The 16,208-nt window shown below is 62.9% G+C and carries 14 protein-coding genes; 2 read left to right on the top strand and 12 right to left on the bottom strand.

Features of this window, described 5'->3' with window-relative positions; all coding sequences use genetic code 11:
- Window positions 1-36 precede the first annotated feature (36 nt).
- The 10 genes from tatC to AU381_RS27155 form a co-directional block, all read right to left on the bottom strand.
- Window positions 37-879 (bottom strand): twin-arginine translocase subunit TatC, encoded by an 843-nt coding sequence (gene tatC / locus AU381_RS27200; RefSeq protein WP_064244704.1) that lies wholly within the window; start codon window positions 877-879, stop codon window positions 37-39.
- The gene (gene tatB / locus AU381_RS27195; protein WP_064244703.1) at window positions 876-1,574 is read right to left on the bottom strand and encodes a Sec-independent protein translocase protein TatB; all 699 of its coding nucleotides are present in this window, start codon (window positions 1,572-1,574) and stop codon (window positions 876-878) included. Before tatB ends, tatC begins: the two co-directional genes overlap by 4 nt.
- Window positions 1,575-1,645: 71 nt before the next feature.
- Window positions 1,646-1,852, bottom strand: coding sequence for a twin-arginine translocase TatA/TatE family subunit (locus AU381_RS27190; protein ID WP_064244702.1), 207 nt, complete (start codon window positions 1,850-1,852; stop codon window positions 1,646-1,648).
- Window positions 1,853-1,944: 92 nt separating this feature from the next.
- Window positions 1,945-3,054 carry an ABC transporter ATP-binding protein gene (locus AU381_RS27185; RefSeq protein ID WP_064244701.1) on the bottom strand — a complete coding sequence of 370 codons (1,110 nt, stop codon included), beginning with the start codon at window positions 3,052-3,054 and terminating at the stop codon, window positions 1,945-1,947.
- A gap of 71 nt (window positions 3,055-3,125) precedes the next feature.
- Window positions 3,126-3,854, bottom strand: coding sequence for an SMC-Scp complex subunit ScpB (scpB, locus tag AU381_RS27180; RefSeq protein WP_082910390.1), 729 nt, complete (start codon window positions 3,852-3,854; stop codon window positions 3,126-3,128).
- Window positions 3,847-4,710, bottom strand: coding sequence for a segregation and condensation protein A (locus tag AU381_RS27175; RefSeq protein WP_064244699.1), 864 nt, complete (start codon window positions 4,708-4,710; stop codon window positions 3,847-3,849). Before AU381_RS27175 ends, scpB begins: the two co-directional genes overlap by 8 nt.
- Window positions 4,711-4,759: 49 nt before the next feature.
- A complete protein-coding gene (nagZ, locus tag AU381_RS27170; RefSeq protein ID WP_064244698.1) occupies window positions 4,760-5,776 on the bottom strand; it encodes a beta-N-acetylhexosaminidase in 1,017 nt (338 codons plus the stop codon).
- A 140-nt stretch (window positions 5,777-5,916) separates the two neighbouring features.
- A complete protein-coding gene (locus tag AU381_RS27165) occupies window positions 5,917-8,808 on the bottom strand; it encodes an SPOR domain-containing protein (protein WP_064244697.1) in 2,892 nt (963 codons plus the stop codon).
- Between the two features lie 62 nt (window positions 8,809-8,870).
- Window positions 8,871-10,631: an arginine--tRNA ligase gene (gene argS, locus AU381_RS27160; RefSeq protein WP_064244793.1), complete on the bottom strand. Its 1,761-nt coding sequence runs from the start codon at window positions 10,629-10,631 to the stop codon at window positions 8,871-8,873.
- A 98-nt stretch (window positions 10,632-10,729) separates the two neighbouring features.
- Window positions 10,730-11,947 carry a deoxyguanosinetriphosphate triphosphohydrolase gene (locus tag AU381_RS27155; protein WP_064244696.1) on the bottom strand — a complete coding sequence of 406 codons (1,218 nt, stop codon included), beginning with the start codon at window positions 11,945-11,947 and terminating at the stop codon, window positions 10,730-10,732.
- Between the two features lie 194 nt (window positions 11,948-12,141).
- Between AU381_RS27155 and erpA the strand changes: the two genes are divergently transcribed.
- A complete protein-coding gene (erpA, locus tag AU381_RS27150) occupies window positions 12,142-12,474 on the top strand; it encodes an iron-sulfur cluster insertion protein ErpA (protein ID WP_064244695.1) in 333 nt (110 codons plus the stop codon).
- 27 nt (window positions 12,475-12,501) lie between these two features.
- Here the strand turns inward: erpA and AU381_RS27145 are convergent, their stop codons facing one another.
- Complete coding sequence (locus tag AU381_RS27145; RefSeq protein WP_064244694.1) at window positions 12,502-13,965, bottom strand: phospholipase D-like domain-containing protein; 1,464 nt, start codon at window positions 13,963-13,965, stop codon at window positions 12,502-12,504.
- Window positions 13,966-14,175: 210 nt separating this feature from the next.
- On the opposite strand from AU381_RS27145, the gene xth reads away from it, so the two are divergent.
- Window positions 14,176-14,958, top strand: coding sequence for an exodeoxyribonuclease III (gene xth / locus AU381_RS27140; protein WP_064244693.1), 783 nt, complete (start codon window positions 14,176-14,178; stop codon window positions 14,956-14,958).
- A 78-nt stretch (window positions 14,959-15,036) separates the two neighbouring features.
- Here the strand turns inward: xth and exoR are convergent, their stop codons facing one another.
- Window positions 15,037-15,840 (bottom strand): exopolysaccharide production regulator ExoR, encoded by an 804-nt coding sequence (exoR, locus tag AU381_RS27135; RefSeq protein WP_064244692.1) that lies wholly within the window; start codon window positions 15,838-15,840, stop codon window positions 15,037-15,039.
- Window positions 15,841-16,208 lie beyond the last annotated feature (368 nt).

The following is a 16,208-nucleotide window of genomic DNA, read 5'->3' as shown; positions in this document are numbered from 1 at the left end:
GAGACGCACGGCGCTGTAGGTCACGGCGCGCGAAAGTCAGCCTTGGGCTGGCCCGACCGTCCCCGAAGAACCTTCCTGCGAAGAGGCGGACTCGCCTGCAAGCGCCTCAGCTTCCCGCCGTCTTTCAACGAGTCGCGCCGTATAGATTGAAATCTCGTAGAGAAGGATGGCGGGCAGCGCAAGACCGATCTGGGAAACCGGATCCGGCGGCGTCAGCACGGCGGCGACGACGAAAGCGATGACGATCGCATATTTGCGCTTCTCGGCAAGACCCTGCGAGGTGACGAAGCCGACACGCGCCAGGAGTGTGGTGACGACCGGCAGCTGGAACACCAGCCCGAAGGCGAACACCAGCGACATGATCAGGCTCAAATATTCCGACACCTTCGGCAACAGCTGGATCGCCACCTGCCCCTCTCCGCCCCCCTGCTCCATGGCCAGGAAGAACCACATGACCATCGGGGTGAAGAAGAAATAGACCAGCGCGCCGCCGAGCAGGAAAAGGACCGGAGAGGCAATCAGGAACGGCAGAAAGGCCGCCCGCTCGTTCTTGTAGAGACCGGGCGCGACGAACTTGTAAACCTGCGAGGCGATGACCGGAAAGGCGATCACCAGCGCCCCGAACATCGCCACCTTGATCTGGGTGAAGAAGAATTCCTGCGGGGCGGTGTAGATCAGTTCGACGTTGCGATGGCTGAGGCCGGCCCAGTTCACCGCCCACTTGAACGGCAGGACGAGGAGATTGAACAGCTGCTTGGCGAAGTAGAAGCAGACAAGGAAGGCGACGAAGAACGCGCCGACCGCCCACATCAGCCGCGCGCGAAGCTCGATGAGGTGCTCGATCAACGGCTGCGGCTTGTCCTCGATGTCGCCGCTCATGCGTCACCTTTTATCTTGCGCGAAGATGCGCTTGTCTTCTTGGTCTTGACAGCGGTCGGGCCCTCGCCTTCGGTCTTCCGGGCGGTCGCTTTCTTCGGCGCAGACGCAGACGCGGTTCTCTTTGCGACTCCTTCGAGCGGCGATTCCTTGACGGTTGCCTTCTGCGCTCTGGGCTTGGCGGCGCGCTTCGGCGTCGCCTCGACAGCCTTCGCCTCCGCCGGCTTGACCTCTTCCGCCGCCACACGTTCCATTTGCCGGGAGGCCGATCCGACCGCGGCGGCCGCCACCGTGTCGACGGGCTTGGCAGGTGCAGCGGTCGCACTTGCCGGCTCGACTGGAGCCTCGGGCGTCACCGGCGGCTCGGGTGTTGCAGGTTGAGCCGGGGTGTCGGGCGTCGTCGCCCGCTGCAGGTCCGATTTGATCTCGTTGCCGAGCTGCCGCAGCGGGTTCATCGCGTCACGCAATGCCGTCGTCGGGTTGAGGCTTTGCGCATCGCTGATCGTCTTGCGGACCTCGTCGAGGTCGGCTTCGCGCAACGCTTCATCGAACTGGCGGCGGAAGTCGGAGGCCATGCCCCGCATCCGCGACGTCATCCGCCCGAAAGCCCGCAGCATGGGCGGCAGGTCCTTCGGTCCGACGACGACGATCAAGACGATTGCAATAACAACAAGCTCGGTCCAGCCGATATCAAGCATCCGACGCGCCCTACAAACCCGTAATGCGGCTCATCGGGCGCCTCCGCACCCGATCCCGCCATCTTCGATCGTCAGCGGACTTCGTCGGACTTGTGCTCGACGGTGTTGCCGTCGATCGTCTTGTCGGCCGAGGCGGCGTCCTCGTCGGTCATGCCCTTCTTGAAGTTCTTGATGCCCTTGGCAACATCGCCCATCAGTTCCGGGATCTTGCCGCGGCCAAACAACAGCAGCACGACCACCAGGACGATCAGCCAATGCCAGATGCTAAACGAACCCATCCACTTACTCCCTCGAGGCTTTATCGATTTAAAGCCATCACGTTGTCATTTTTCAGGCGCCGCTTAAAGGCACGGCGTCGTTCTGACCGAACCTAAGATGTCGAGGCGTCTTTTTCAAACACCAATATGTCGCGCTCGTTAACGGAAAGCGTGACGTCACGCAATCCTTGCGGCAACAGATCGGCGCGGATGCGGGCCCGCACCGTGCGTTCCGACTGCGGCACGGCGAGTTCAAGGAGCTCGACGACGCCCAGAAAACGCCGCGACAGGATGCGTGCCGGGATGTCGCCGCCCTCCGGCTTCAGTTGAACACCGGAGAGCCGCACCGCCACGCTCAGGTGCTGCCCCTCGTTGTACTCTGCGGCAGGCACGCCGCCGAGCGGCGTTTCGACGCGGCCGCCGCGCACACGCGCATCGAACACGTTGATCTCGGAAAAGAACCCGGCGGCAAAGAGATTGCGTGGCTTGCGATAGAGCTCGTCGGCGGTGCCGACCTGAACCAAGCAGCCATCCCTCAGTAGCGCAATCCGGTCGGCCATGCGCATCGCCTCTTCCGCGTCGTGGGTCACGACGATCGCCGTCGCCCGCGTTTCGCGCAGGATGGCCAGCGTGTCGGCACGGATGGAGTCCTTGAGGCGCGAATCGAGGCCGGAGAAAGGCTCGTCCATCAACAGCACCGCCGGCCGCGGGGCGAGCGCCCGGGCAAGCGCCACCCGCTGCTGTTCGCCGCCGGAAAGCACATGCGGATAGCGATCCGCGTAATGAAACAGGCCCACACGATCCAGCGCTGCATCCGCCTGGATCAAAGCCTCCTTTTTCGGCAGGTCGGTCAGCCCGAAGCAGACGTTGTCCCGAATGGTCATGTGCGGAAAGAGCGCGAAATCCTGAAACATCAGCCCGACGCCACGCCTTTCCGGCGGAAGGAAAACGGAAGGACCCGATATTTCCCGACCGTTCAGCAGAAGCCGGCCGCCGGTCTGCATCTCGATGCCGGCCGCGATCCGCAGCAAGGTCGTTTTGCCGGAGCCGGAGGGCCCGAGCAGACACAGCACCTCGCCGGCCTCGGCGGTCAGCGAGACGTTCTTGATCGTGTCCTTGGAATGATATCGGTGGCTGATGTTTTCGAATGCAAGGCTTGCCGCAAACGACACTCCCGACCGTCTCGTCGTCGCAACGGCGCCGTTGAGCGTGTCTGAAACCATACCTGCATTCCTTGAACCGAAGGCCTTCGGCGGCACAGCGGCTTTAAAGCCGATACACCTACTCAGGATTTCTAATCGTCTTCTTCAGCCTTCGGAGTCAAGAGGCCCAGTTCCTCGAGGTCCATCTGGGTGATGGGATCCTCATTGTCGGAAAGTTCGTCCTCGCCGACAGGCACCGGAATATGCAGGTTGGAGGGAACGCGACCGGACAGGAGCCCGGCGCCCTTCAATTCCTCGATGCCCGGAAGATCGCGGATCTCCTCCAGCCCGAAATGATCGAGGAAATCCCGCGTCGTCCCGAACGTCACCGGCCGCCCCGGCGTGCGCCTGCGGCCGCGAAAACGCACCCAGCCCGCTTCCATCAGCACATCGAGCGTGCCCTTGGAGGTTTGAACGCCGCGGATGTCCTCGATCTCCGCACGCGTCACCGGCTGGTGATAGGCGATTATGGCCAGCACTTCGAGCGCGGCGCGGGAGAGCTTCTTGACTTCCTGCTCATCCGTCTGCACGACGAAGGAGAGATCGGCCGCGGTACGGAAGGCCCAATGGTCGGCGACCTGCACGAGATTGACGCCGCGGCTCGCATAAGAAGCCTTGAGCCGCGACATGATCCGCCCGACATCGACCCCGCGGGGTATCCGGCTGGCGATATAGGTCTCGGAAATCGGCTGCGCCGATGCGAAAACGAGTGCTTCGGCAATGCGCTCCGCCTCCTCCGCGAGCCCTGGATCGATGAACACCTCCTCGAGGTCCCCCTCGTCATCGGGTAATCCGGGCAAGTATTTTTGTGCCTCAGCCACGCGCCGCCTCCATTTCCGCCAGGGTTGCGGCATCGATCGGCTTCGGCCCGCGCCTCAAATAGATCGGCGCGAAAGCGGCGTCCTGCCGGATCTCCAACCGTCCTTCCCGCACCAGTTCGAGCGACGCGGCAAAGGAACTCGCAATGGCGGTTGCGCGCTCCTTCGGGCCCGTCATGTAGCGGATGAGGAAATGGTCGAGGGCGGTCCAGTCGTCGAGGCTGCCGACCATTCGGGCGAGGATGAGGCGGGCATCGGCAAGCGACCAGACATGGCGCTTCTCGATCGTAACCTGCGTTATCGCCTGGCGTTGCCGGAGCGTGGCGTAGGCCGTCAGCAAGTCGTAAAGCGAAGCGTCGTAATCGGACTTTCTCTCCGATACGAGGTGCTCGGGCGCGCCGCGCGCGAAGACGTCGCGACCCAGCCTGTTGCGGTTGACCAGCCGCGTCGCGGCATCGCGCATCGCCTCGAGGCGCTTCAGCCGGAATGCGAGGGCGGAAGCCATCTCCTCGCCGGAGGGGCCCTCGTCCTTCGGCTGCTGGGGAATCAGCAGGCGCGACTTCAGATAGGCAAGCCACGCCGCCATGACGAGGTAATCGGCGGCAAGTTCGATGCGGATCGAGCGGGCCCGCTCGATGAAGGCGATATACTGCTCGGCAAGCGCCAGAACCGAGATGCGGGAAAGATCGACGCGCTGGCTGCGGGCAAGATGGAGAAGCAGATCAAGCGGACCCTCGAAGCCGCCGATGTCGACGACGAGCTCTTCCTCGTGCAAGCCGCGATCGGCGGACTCCTCCTGCCACAAAGGCTCCATCGGCGCCTTTGCCACAGGCTGTCCCTGCCTTTCGTCAGAACCCATCGCCACTATGCCCTTCGCCGCGGTCGGAGCCGCCTTTTCTCATTCCGCCTCAGGCGAGCGAGAACATCGCATTGAACTCCGCTCGCAACAAGTCTTCGTCCGAACCATCAGGCTGCCGGAAGGCGGCGTCGGCCGCCCTGGCCCTGCGCAGCCGTTCGCCCGAAAGAACCGGTACGACATCGGCAACGGCCTTCATTTCTTCCATAATGCCATGACAATGCAAGACGAGATCGAGGCCCGCGCCGATAATCCCCCGGGCGCGGGTCGTCATGTCCCCGGCAAGTGCGTTCATGGAAACGTCGTCGGACATCAACAGGCCGTCGAAGCCGATATAGTCGCGGATGATCTCCTGCACGACTTTAGCCGACGTCGTCGCCGGATTTTCCGGATCGATTGCCGTGAACACCATATGCGCCGACATTGCCATCGCCTCGTCCTTCATGGCGGCGAAAGGCTGGAAGTCGACGCGCTTCAGTTCTTCCAGCGAGGCGTTGACCACCGGCAGATTGTGATGCGAATCCACGAAGGTGCGGCCATGGCCCGGCATGTGCTTCATCACCGGCAGCATGCCGCCCGCTTTCAGGCCCTCGCTCACCGCCCGCCCGATTGCCGTCACGGTCGCGGGATCGTGTCCATAGGCGCGATTGCCGATGACGTCATGGCTGCCGGGCACCGGCACGTCGAGAACCGGCAGGCAATCCACCGTGATGCCGAAGCGCAGGAGATCGAACGCATGGAGACGTCCGAGCAGCCAAGCCGCGCGCAACCCCATCTTATTGTCCTGCCGGTAGATCTCGCCGATGGCCGAGCCGCCCGGATATTGTTGCGCGAGCGGCGGGCGAATGCGCTGGACACGGCCGCCCTCCTGATCGATCAGGACCGGCGCTTTCGGATTGCCGACGCTGTCCCGCAGGGCCGCCACGAGATCGCAGATCTGCTCTTTCTCACCGATGTTGCGGCCGAAGAGAATGAAGCCCCAGGGGCGTTCGCCGGCGAAGAAACTGCGCTCTTCCGCCGTCAGAAGAAGGCCCTTGCAGCCCGAGATGAATGCCTTTGATTCGCTCATACCTGGATCATAGTGTCCTGCGGCCGAACCGCGAAGCCGCAAAGCGTCACACCACCTCTCCATGCACAGGCAAAGGGATCGACCAACGAAACGGGCGCGACATTCCTGCCGCGCCCGCTTTTCTCTTGAACCTTTTGCGGCTACTTCGTCACGAGGCAGCTTCCGCCGGCGCTCTTGTAGCGAGAGCAAAGTGCATTCGCTTCATCCCGCGAGCCGGCCGGTATCCTCACGCGATAATAGGTACCCTTCCCGGCAATGTCGGCCTTGCGGATGTCCACGCCGCGACCACCGATGACGCTCGCGAACTTGGCCGCGAGGCTGTTGTAGCTCTTCTGCGCCTCGGCCTCGGAAGGCAGCGAGGCAATCTGGACCACATAGCTGCCGGCCGGAACCGATGCCGTCGCAAGTGGGGCGGCAGGCTGTGCAGCCGCCGTTTCCGTGGCCGCTTGGCCTTCCGGCGCCGCAGTCGGAGTGGCAGCTGCAGGTGTTTCAGCGGCGGGTCGCGCCTGCGGGACCGGTTCGCTGCCGACGGCCGTCGTCTTGACGCTGCGAACGGGAGCAACCTCATTCTCCGTCGGCTTGCTCGGCGCTGCAAGCGCGACCTTCTCGGCAGGAGCGGCCGGCTCTTCGGCGGCACGCAGCTCGCCTGCAGCAACCGCGACCGCCGCCTTGCCCTGGGAACCGGAAGCGCCCGCTTCGGCCGAAGCGCTGGCGGGGATGGGTTGAGTGGCAGCCGCCGCGTTGGCGGTTTCGACCGGCGGCTCGTCACGAGGAACGAGCGTCCCATCCGGCTTGACGATCATGGTCCGGACCTTGCGCGGCGCGACAGCCGGAGCGCTTTCCTGCTCGGCAGCGGCACCGTCCGCAGGCGCATCCGGCGTCAGGCGCGCGACCTCTTCCCCTTCCGCGGGAGACACACCGGGCAACGCGTCCCCATCGTCACTGCCTTCCAGCGGCAGGGTTTCGGGTGTCAGCGTTTTTTGAACCACGTCCATCGGCTCTTCCGTCGAGGAGACCAAGGCCTCCTGGCGCGGCGCGTTGCTATGGTCGCCCGCCACGCGATCATAGACGGCCTTGTCCTGGTTCGGGACCGTCTTGCCGCCCTTCTGTTCGGGAACGATCTTAACCGGATCCTTGTCGGCGAGGATGATCTTGGGGCCGTCGCCGGAAAGGACCGCGCCGCTGCCGCCCATCCAGGCGTAGACGGCGGCGCCCCCGAGGATGATGACGCCGGCAACGCTTGCGGCGAGCAGCATCGTGCGCTGCGAGCGGCGGCCATAGCCCTGTTCGGCAAAATCATCGGACTCGGCGCGCGGCATGGCCGCCTGCCGCTCGACCTCTTGCGCCGCGCTGCGGCGTTCCGACATCGAACGCTGGAAGTCCTCTTCCATTGCCTTCTCGAATTCTTCGAAATCGTCGAGCGAAGCGAGCGGCGGGGTTCCGTTGCCGGCCGTCCCGGCGCGCGCCGCGGGCGCAACCTCGGCCTGGCGTGCGCCGGCCTTTGCAGCCGTAGCCGGCGTGCTGAAGAGCTGTGCCATTTCCGCATCGATGTCGAGATCGAAATCGCCCGGATAGGAAACCGGCTTCTCCTCCGCCTCCAGCGACGGCAGCTGCGGGACATCGAGATCGGCGATCGGCGCGACGCCGCTCTCCATCTCGCCGATCATGGCGGGATCGAAAGGCAGCGGACTTTCGGTCTCCTCGACCTCGATGGCCGCAGGCGCTCGAGCAACTTGCGGCGCCTGTTCGCGACGCGGCTCCGGCGCGCCGGTCGGTGCGAGTGCCTGCAGGAACGGCTGAGCAGCCGGCTCCACCAGTGCGGGATGCCCTACGACCGGCACTTCTGCAGCCGCCTTCGGCCCCTCGTCCTTCGACAGATCCATATCCGCGGCGATGTCGGCCAGTTCGAGCTCGAAATCATCGAGATCGAAGCTCGGCTCGGCTTCACCTTGGGCCAGCTTGCCTTGTGCGGTCTCCAGTTCCGGTTCGGCAGGCGCCTTCGGCGGAAGGACGGGAGCGACCGGTGCCGTCACGGCAGCGGGGGTCGGGATCGGGGTGGCGAAGGCTCGCTGCTGAGACGTTCCGGCGCTCGACGCGACCGGCGTCGCGCGGCTGAACATCGGCGTGAATGGATAGGTGTTCTTCTTTGCCACAGGGGCGGAAACGGGAGGCGCTAAAGCGGCTGCTGCGCCTGTCGCGGCGGCGACCGGAATCACCGGAAAGCGCTCCACGTCGGCGAGCAGCCGATCGACGTGATCGGAAGCAGCCGGCTCAGACGGCATGGCGGGCGATACATGCGCAGCGATCGCCTCGGTGACGGCTGGTTCCTGCGGCAGATCGGGCTCGGCCATATCCAGGTAAACCGGCTCCGCGATATTCGCGCGTTCGGCAGCCTTGCCGGCGGCAGCGAGCCTGGAGGCAAGCGGCTCCTGCCAATCTTCAAACACAGGCAGTTCCGGCGTCTGCGGCTGCAGAGTGGATTGCACCACATCGTCTGCCGGCGACGGCTCCGCCGACAGATCTTCATAGCCGAGCGACAGCTCGAGTTCGCGCTCCAGATCGACGGCGGCATCGATGTCCTGCGCCGCGACGGCTTCAGCCTCAAGATCGTTGGAGACCTGACCTTCGCCTGAAACCGGAGAGAAGGCCACCGGTTCGGGGGATACGTCTTCGGCGAGCTCGACGACGGAAGCAGAAGACTCTGCGATCGCCGGTTCTTGGCCTTCCAGCACAGGCTCGGCAGGCGAGCCCGCCGCGGCATTGGCGACCGGGTGCTCGACGAGCCCGCTGTCGGGATGCACTGGCGCCGCGCGCGGCGCGTCATAGCCGTCGAATGCGCGCAGCAGCTCGTCTTCGAGATCAAAGGTCGGATCGCGCCGGATCGCCTCCTGGTGCCTCTGCAACTCCTGCAGTTGCTGAACCGCTGGCCGAGCATCGTAACCGACAATGCGGGCAAGTTCGCTCAACGGATCATCATCGGCCAATCTATCGAATTCTGCCGGCCCGCTTCGTGCGAATTGTTTGTCTGCCATAGTTTCCACTCACAACTGCTGCGTTGAATTGCCAGCGCATTGTGGGGAAATGGTGACACTACTTACCGCATCTCTTCCGGTGCCGAGGTGCCCGTAACGGACAGGCCCGACTTCAATACCGAGGCGACAGCATGCACCAGCCCGAGTCTGGCAATGCTTAATTCTCTGTTCTTATCGTTAACAAAGCGTAATTCCGGATTTTCCTTACCCTTGTTCCAGAGTGCGTGGAAGGCTGCTGCAAGATCATACAGGTAAAAAGCGATTCTGTGAGGCTCCTGCGAGAGTGCTGCAGCCTCGATGACGCGCGGATATTCTGCCAGCTTGGCGACGAGCTGCAGTTCGGCAGGGTCAACGATTGCCCCGATCACTGCACCGGCAAGATCGACCGAAGACAAATCAAGATCGGGGAAAGCTTCCTTCGCCTGGCGGAACACCGAGCAGCAACGCGCATGCGCATACTGCACGTAGAAGACCGGATTGTCCTTTGATTGTTCCGTCACCTTGGCAAAGTCGAAATCAAGCGGCTCCGAGTTCTTCCGATAGAGCATCATGAACCGTACGGGATCACGGCCGACCTCGTCGACAACATCCCTCAGCGTCACGAAGTCGCCGGAGCGCTTCGACATCTTCACGGGTTCGCCGTTCCGGTAGAGCTTGACGAGCTGGCACAGCAAGACCGTCAGCTTCGCGTTTCCTTCGGAAATCGCCCGCGCCAGCGCCTCCAGGCGTTTGACATAGCCGCCATGGTCGGCCCCGAGGACGTAGATCATCTCATGGAATCCACGGTCGAACTTGTCCTTGAAATAGGCAACGTCGGCGGCGAAATAAGTATAGCTGCCGTCCGACTTGATGAGCGGCCTGTCGATGTCGTCACCCACCTCGGTGGAACGGAAGAGCGTCTGCTCGCGGTCCTCCCAATCCTCCGGCAATTGGCCCTTCGGCGGCGGCAGCGTGCCCTTGTAGACATGCCCCTTGAAGGTCAGGTCGTTGATCGCCGTGCGAATCCGCGCCGCGCCATTGTCGTGCAGCGCCCGTTCGGAGAAGAAGACGTCGTGGTTGACGTTCAGCGCCGCCAAATCTTCGCGGATCATCGCCATCATGGCGTCGATCACGCGTTCCTTGACAAGCGGCATCCACTTGTCTTCGGGCATGATCCGCAGACTCGTGCCGAACTCGTCGGCAAGCGCCTCGCCAACGGGTACGAGGTAATCGCCGGGATAGAGCCCGGCCGGGATCTCGCCGACATCCTCGCCGAGCGCCTGCCGGTAGCGCAGGAATGCCGAGCGGGCGAGCACGTCGATCTGCGAGCCGGCGTCGTTGATGTAGTATTCCTTGGTGACGTCGTAGCCGGCGAAGGCGAGAAGGTTGGCGAGAGCGTCGCCGACGACGGCGCCACGGCAATGGCCGACATGCATCGGCCCGGTCGGGTTCGCCGAAACATATTCGACGTTCACCTTCCGCCCGGCACCGACGGTACTGCGTCCGAAATCCGTGCCCGCCCGCACCATCGCCGAAAGCAGCTTCTGCCAATAGGAAACCGACAACCGGACATTGATGAACCCCGGCCCGGCGACGGAGACCTCAGCCACCTCCGGATCCTGGCGCAACTTGTCCACGATGAGGTCGGCAAGGGCGCGCGGGTTGGTGCCCAGCGACTTGGCGAGAACCATCGCTGCGTTGGTCGCCACGTCACCGTGGCTCGGATCCCGCGGCGGCTCTACATTGACACGACCGAAGTCAATCTCGGATCGCTTTTCACGAACGATATCAAGTGATTCCAGAATGTTCTTAACTCTTGATTCGAAGTCTGTGAAAAGATTCATCTGATCCATCCGCTCTTTCCAGTCCAGCTGGAGAATGGCGCAAAACTATAAAAGGAGGCCGGGTCCATGGGAACCTGCAGCCTCCGCGCGGCGCGTCACTACCGCAAATCCGGCGTGTGGTCAAACAAGCGCCCGTGCACGCTGATCGCGAAGGTATCGGTCATGCCGGCAAGATAGTCTCCCACATGGCGCGCCCGGGCCGGCTCGGCCATCCCGGCGATCTGGTCGATCCAGTAATGCTCCTTCATCAGCAGCGGGTCGGCCATGAACGCCCGGTAAAGGTCGGTAACGATCGATGCGGCTGCCTGCCGCACGCGCATGACCTCTGGGTGGCGATAGATGCGCGTCATCAGCAGGTTCTTGATCTGCCGGTCCGTTTCGCTCATCGCCTCGGAGAAGGTCGCGATGACCCTGCCGGCCTTGCGCACGTCACTCGCGCTCTTCGGCCGAATGTCGCCCAGACGCGCCTGCGCCACGCCGATGACGTCCTCGACCATCGCGGTGATCTGCCGGCGCATGATCTCGTGGGTGAAACGGCTATTTTCCAGGCCGGGATAGCGGTCGTGGACCTCGCGCATCAGGCGGGCCAGGAACGGAACCTCTTCCAGCATGTCGAGCGTCAGGTAACCGGCGCGCAATCCATCGTCGATGTCGTGGGTATTATAGGCGATATCGTCGGCGATCGCCGCCACCTGGGCTTCGAGGCTCGCGAAACTCGCCAGTTCGAGATCGTGGACGGCGCAATAGTCCAGAATCGGCTGCGGCACCGGACCGCGGGTGCCCTCGCCTTCCGGCGTCATCAGCGGCCCATTGTGCTTGACCAATCCTTCGAGGCTCTCCCAGGTGAGGTTCAAGCCATCGAACTCCGCATAGCGGCGCTCGAGCTTGGTGACGATGCGCAGCGACTGGGCATTGTGGTCGAAGCCGCCATAGGGCTTCAGCATTTCGTGCAGCGCATCCTCGCCGGTGTGGCCGAACGGCGTGTGGCCGAAGTCGTGGACGAGCGCCACCCCCTCGGCCAGATCCTCGTCGAGCTTCAATGCCCGTGCCAAAGCGCGGGCGATCTGCGCGACTTCGATCGTATGCGTGAGCCGGGTGCGGTAGTGGTCGCCGTCGGCGGCGATGAATACCTGGGTCTTGTGCTTCAGGCGACGAAACGCGGTCGTATGGACGATGCGGTCGCGGTCGCGCTGGAAGTCGGAACGCGTCGGACTGGAGGCTTCTGGATAGAGTCTGCCGCGCGATGCCCAGGGGTTGGAAGCGAAGGCTGCATGTTCACCATAACCGAAGCCCAGGGCCTGTCTGTCGAAAGCCATCTCACACCTGCGATGCCGTCCCATTGACGGGACATTCAAGCCTTCATACCTATAGTATGCGTTGCAAGAAAGCGACGAGGGAATAGCCGCTGTAATCGCTGGGAAATCCCCGGGCTCGCTTCTCAAGCCCAGCCATTGTAACGCCAGGATGCAAACGAATCTCTCCGGTTCTTGACCCCGGCAGGAGGCCAGACATGATGCAGGAAACAGTCACCCTTTCGGATGCGGCCGCCCGGCGCATCGCCACCATACTTCAGACCGAACACGACAAGACTGCGATGCGCGTCTCCGTCGAAGGCGGCGGTTGCTCCGGCTTCTCCTACAAGTTCGACCTGGTGGACAGGGAAAACGACGACGATCTCGTCCTCGAGAAGGGCAATGCCAAAGTCCTGATCGACAGCCTCTCGCTGGTCTATATGGGAGGCTCGGAAATCGACTTCGTCGACAATCTGCTCGGCCAGTCCTTTCAGATCAAGAATCCGAATGCCGTGGCAAGTTGCGGCTGCGGAACCAGCTTCTCGGTCTAGAAGCCTCCTCCATCCATCTCCGAAATTCTAGAGATAGGGCGAGCCCAGCCACAGAAGGCGGTTCGCCAGACGGTTCAGCAAGGGCTGCGCGTCGAGACTCGCGAGCGTCACCTCCGCGGCGGTCTCGCGCACCTCGCAGACCTTGTCGCTGATCGCCCGCGCAAAGGCGTCATCGAGGATCTCGAGGTCGAATTCGAAATTGAGGCGTAGTGAGCGCGGATCGAGATTGCTCGACCCGACATAGGCCCAATGATCGTCGACGACGATCAATTTCGAATGGTTGAAGCTCCCTTTGGCCCGCCACACGCGGCAATGGCCTTCCAGCACCTGGTCGAATTGCGCGGTCATTGCGCGATCCACGAGGGTCAGGTTGTTGACAGCCGGTACGATGACATCGACTTCGACGCCTCGTCGCGCCGCCGTTACCAGCGCGCTGATGAGTTCCCTGTCCGGGAGAAAATAGGGTGACATCACCCGGATATGCCTGCGCGCGATGGAGAACGCCCCTATCAGCATCTTGTGGTTGGTCTCGTTGGTGCTGTCCGGCCCCGAGGGAACCGCCCGCATCAGCACGGACGGCGTATCGCCCCGCTCATCGAGGTCGGCCAACCGCCAGGCTTCGCCGGCGAGCAATTCCCCGCTCGAGAACTGCCAGTCTTCCGCCCCCACCTGGAAGATGTCGGCGACGATCGGCCCGGTAACGCGGAAATGGGTATCGAACGAAGCGGCGATGCCAGCGATCTCGGTCGTGAAGCCGGCCCGGATGTTCATGCCGCCGGTAAAGGCGACCGCGCCGTCAATGACGACGATCTTCCGATGGGTCCTGAGATTGGCATAGGGCAGCCTCAGGCCCATGATGATGTTACCGTTGAAGACCGCGGTCGTGACCCCTCCTTCCTGCAGATAACTCACGATGCTCGGCACCGAATAGCGGGCGCCAACGGCATCGATCAGGACCCGCACGCTGAGGCCGCGCTTGACCGCCGCGATCAGCGCATCGGCGAAACGAAGCCCGATCCGATCGCGATCGAAGATGTAACTTTCGAAAAGGATGCTGCGGCGAGCGCCGGCAATCGCCTCGAGCATCGCCCCATATACCTCGTCGCCCCCCTCCAGCATGGTGATGTGATTTCCGCTCGACATTGAAAAGCGCGACACCCGGTCGCCGAGAATTTTCATCGCAGCGAATCGCTGTCCGAAGCGAACCGCAACATTCTCGTCCGTGACGTCGGAACCGAGAAACGGATCCGGGCCGCTCGCTCGCAGCAGCGAGCGTTGCAAGCCGATCGAGGTACGGCGAATGCGATTGATGCCGGCCACCGCATAGATGACTGCCCCGATTACCGGTGAAAGGAGGACTACGCCGACCCAGCCGGCGGCGGCGCGCACATCGTCCTTCGTCATGGCGGCGTGAATGATCGCCGGCACCCCCAGGGCGAACGAGAGGAGCGCCAGGAAATGCGGCCAGTAATTGTCGATGAACGCGATCATGCGCCGGACTATAGACGCACCGAATGAGGAATCAATTCCGCCACCGACGGCTGCATTTCCTTATGCGAATGCGCCGGGATTCCGGCCGATTGCCTGGTCACGGCCAGCGGAACGCGGATCTTGCCGCTGCCGATTTGTCAAAAGAAATCGTAGCCGCTACAACGACTCGGCGCCAACGCTTGATGAAATAAGAAAGGCAGATGCGGCCCCATGAAGATCGCCACCTGGAACATCAACGGCGTCAAGGCGCGGCTCGACGGTCTCGTTGCCTGGCTCAGGGCATCAAACCCGGACATCGCGTGCCTGCAGGAGATCAAGACGGTCGACGACGCCTTCCCGAGGGAGGAGATCGAGGCGCTCGGCTATCATATCGAAACGCACGGACAGAAGGGATTCAACGGAGTCGCGCTCCTTTCGAAGCTGCGTCCTGACGAGGTCACCCGCGGACTGCCGGGCGATGACTCGGACGAACAGTCACGGTTCATCGAGGGCGTCTTCTCCGTCGCCGGCGGAGCAATCCGCGTTTGCTGCCTCTACCTGCCGAATGGCAATCCCGTCGAAACTGAAAAGTACACTTACAAGCTTGGATGGATGCAGCGCCTGGCCTCCTTCGCGAAGGAGAGGCTGTTGCTCGAGGAGCCGCTTATCCTCGCCGGCGATTACAACGTCATTCCGGAAGCCCATGACTGTTGGGACGTCAAGGTCTGGCGCAACGATGCACTCTTCCTCCCCGAAACGCGTGCAGCCTTCCGGCGGCTGCGCAATCTCGGCCTTACCGACGCCGTTCGCGCGACGACGGACGAAGTGCCGCTCTATTCATTCTGGGACTATCAGGCCGGGTGCTGGCAGAAGAACTTCGGCATCCGTATCGACCACCTGATGCTGTCGCCCGAAGCGGCCGACAAGCTCGTATCGACATCGATCGAAAAGCATGTCCGCGCTTGGGAAAAGCCGTCCGACCACGTGCCGGTTGCCGCCCAATTCGCTTTCTGAGCGGATGGGCCGAAGCGAAAGGCGAGGCTCCGGTCTCGCTTGACGCCTCGCAGTATTAGAAAGCCAGGCTCGGCACACTCACTCGTCGGCCTGCGGATGCATGTTCTGCGCCATGGCGATTGCGACGCGGCGGTCGTCCTCGGTGGCGAGCGAGAAGGCCTGCTCCTGCATGGACTGGAGCCACGGCCTGTCCTTCGGCGAACACTGGTCGAGAGCCGCCGTCATGTAGGCGAGCCCGCGCACCGTCTGGCCCTCTTGGAAAATGACATTGCCAAAGACGCCCATGGCACCGGCATGGCCGTTCTTGCGCGCCCGGTTCAGCCATTTCTTGGCCTGCTGGACATTGACGGTGCCGCCCTCTCCCGAAAGCAGCATCCGCGCCAACTGGAACTGCGCCTCGGCGATGCCGAAAGTCGATGCCGCCTGAAAATACAGCTGCCGCGCCTGCGGCAGGTCGGCCTGCACGGGGCTGTCCGGAATACCGCGACGGTAATAGCCGGCAAGCGCGATTAGCGCGTTGACGAAATAGCCGGTATCCTCGGAACCGGGCTCGACGCCCTGCTGGGCAATTTCGCTATAGATCTTGAACGCTTCGAGATCGTTCTCGGCGACTCCGTCGCCATAGGCGTACATATTGGCAAGCGCCCAGCGCGAACCAGTATGGCCCTTCTCGGCGGCGTAGCGATAGGCCTCGACCGCCTCGTCCTTGCGGCCGTTCTTGTAGGCGGAGAAGCCGAACTTGAAGAGCGCGAACGGACCCGACTCCTTCGTCACGCCCGCTGACGGATCGAAGGCTCGCGCCGGCCCGGCAGCGGGGGCGCCAACCGCCAGTGACATGCCCAGCACCGCCATTTTCAGCGATTTTAATTCACCCGCGCGCATCACAATCAGTTTCTTCCGTTCCAGCCGGCTGCGCCGACCCAACCACCATGCACGACATCGACCTGTCCGAGGCCCCGCGTCGTTCGAGCGCTGTCTCGTAGCGACGCCGCTCGGCTCATTCGATTATCGCGCGCGTCAGCCTTGCCGTGATCGCTGTCGGCCCGACCACGCGCCAAGCGCCTGCTGCTAAGGGATGTCATGGCGGCACACAAACTCAGTTCACCTCAAACGCAAACACGGCACTCGCACGTTTGTCGCTATTATCGCTGCTCCCATTTTGTGGCGGGAAATGGACATATTCGACACCGGCCGGATACTAGCAAAGCATAGTAATAAATGTGTTGCCGAATCGTCACATTCGCGATTGC

This window comes from Sinorhizobium glycinis (assembly GCF_001651865.1).
In the GTDB taxonomy this organism is placed as follows: Bacteria; Pseudomonadota; Alphaproteobacteria; order Rhizobiales; family Rhizobiaceae; genus Sinorhizobium; species Sinorhizobium glycinis.
Note: the sequence above shows the minus strand (reverse complement) of the source record. Positions and strands in the feature narration are given on the sequence as shown.

Bases quoted from the DNA above. Each gene is read 5' to 3' on its own strand.
- tatC (WP_064244704.1), bottom strand. From the start codon at position 879: ATGAGCGGCGACATCGAGGACAAGCCGCAGCCGTTGATCGAGCACCTC.
- AU381_RS27145 (WP_064244694.1), bottom strand. From the start codon at position 13,965: ATGATCGCGTTCATCGACAATTACTGGCCGCATTTCCTGGCGCTCCTC.
- exoR (WP_064244692.1), bottom strand. From the start codon at position 15,840: ATGCGCGCGGGTGAATTAAAATCGCTGAAAATGGCGGTGCTGGGCATG.
- argS (WP_064244793.1), bottom strand. From the start codon at position 10,631: ATGAATCTTTTCACAGACTTCGAATCAAGAGTTAAGAACATTCTGGAA.
- AU381_RS27185 (WP_064244701.1), bottom strand. From the start codon at position 3,054: ATGGTTTCAGACACGCTCAACGGCGCCGTTGCGACGACGAGACGGTCG.
- nagZ (WP_064244698.1), bottom strand. From the start codon at position 5,776: ATGAGCGAATCAAAGGCATTCATCTCGGGCTGCAAGGGCCTTCTTCTG.
- AU381_RS27190 (WP_064244702.1), bottom strand. From the start codon at position 1,852: ATGGGTTCGTTTAGCATCTGGCATTGGCTGATCGTCCTGGTGGTCGTG.
- AU381_RS27165 (WP_064244697.1), bottom strand. From the start codon at position 8,808: ATGGCAGACAAACAATTCGCACGAAGCGGGCCGGCAGAATTCGATAGA.
- AU381_RS27175 (WP_064244699.1), bottom strand. From the start codon at position 4,710: ATGGGTTCTGACGAAAGGCAGGGACAGCCTGTGGCAAAGGCGCCGATG.
- erpA (WP_064244695.1), top strand. From the start codon at position 12,142: ATGATGCAGGAAACAGTCACCCTTTCGGATGCGGCCGCCCGGCGCATC.
- tatB (WP_064244703.1), bottom strand. From the start codon at position 1,574: ATGCTTGATATCGGCTGGACCGAGCTTGTTGTTATTGCAATCGTCTTG.
- AU381_RS27155 (WP_064244696.1), bottom strand. From the start codon at position 11,947: ATGGCTTTCGACAGACAGGCCCTGGGCTTCGGTTATGGTGAACATGCA.
- xth (WP_064244693.1), top strand. From the start codon at position 14,176: ATGAAGATCGCCACCTGGAACATCAACGGCGTCAAGGCGCGGCTCGAC.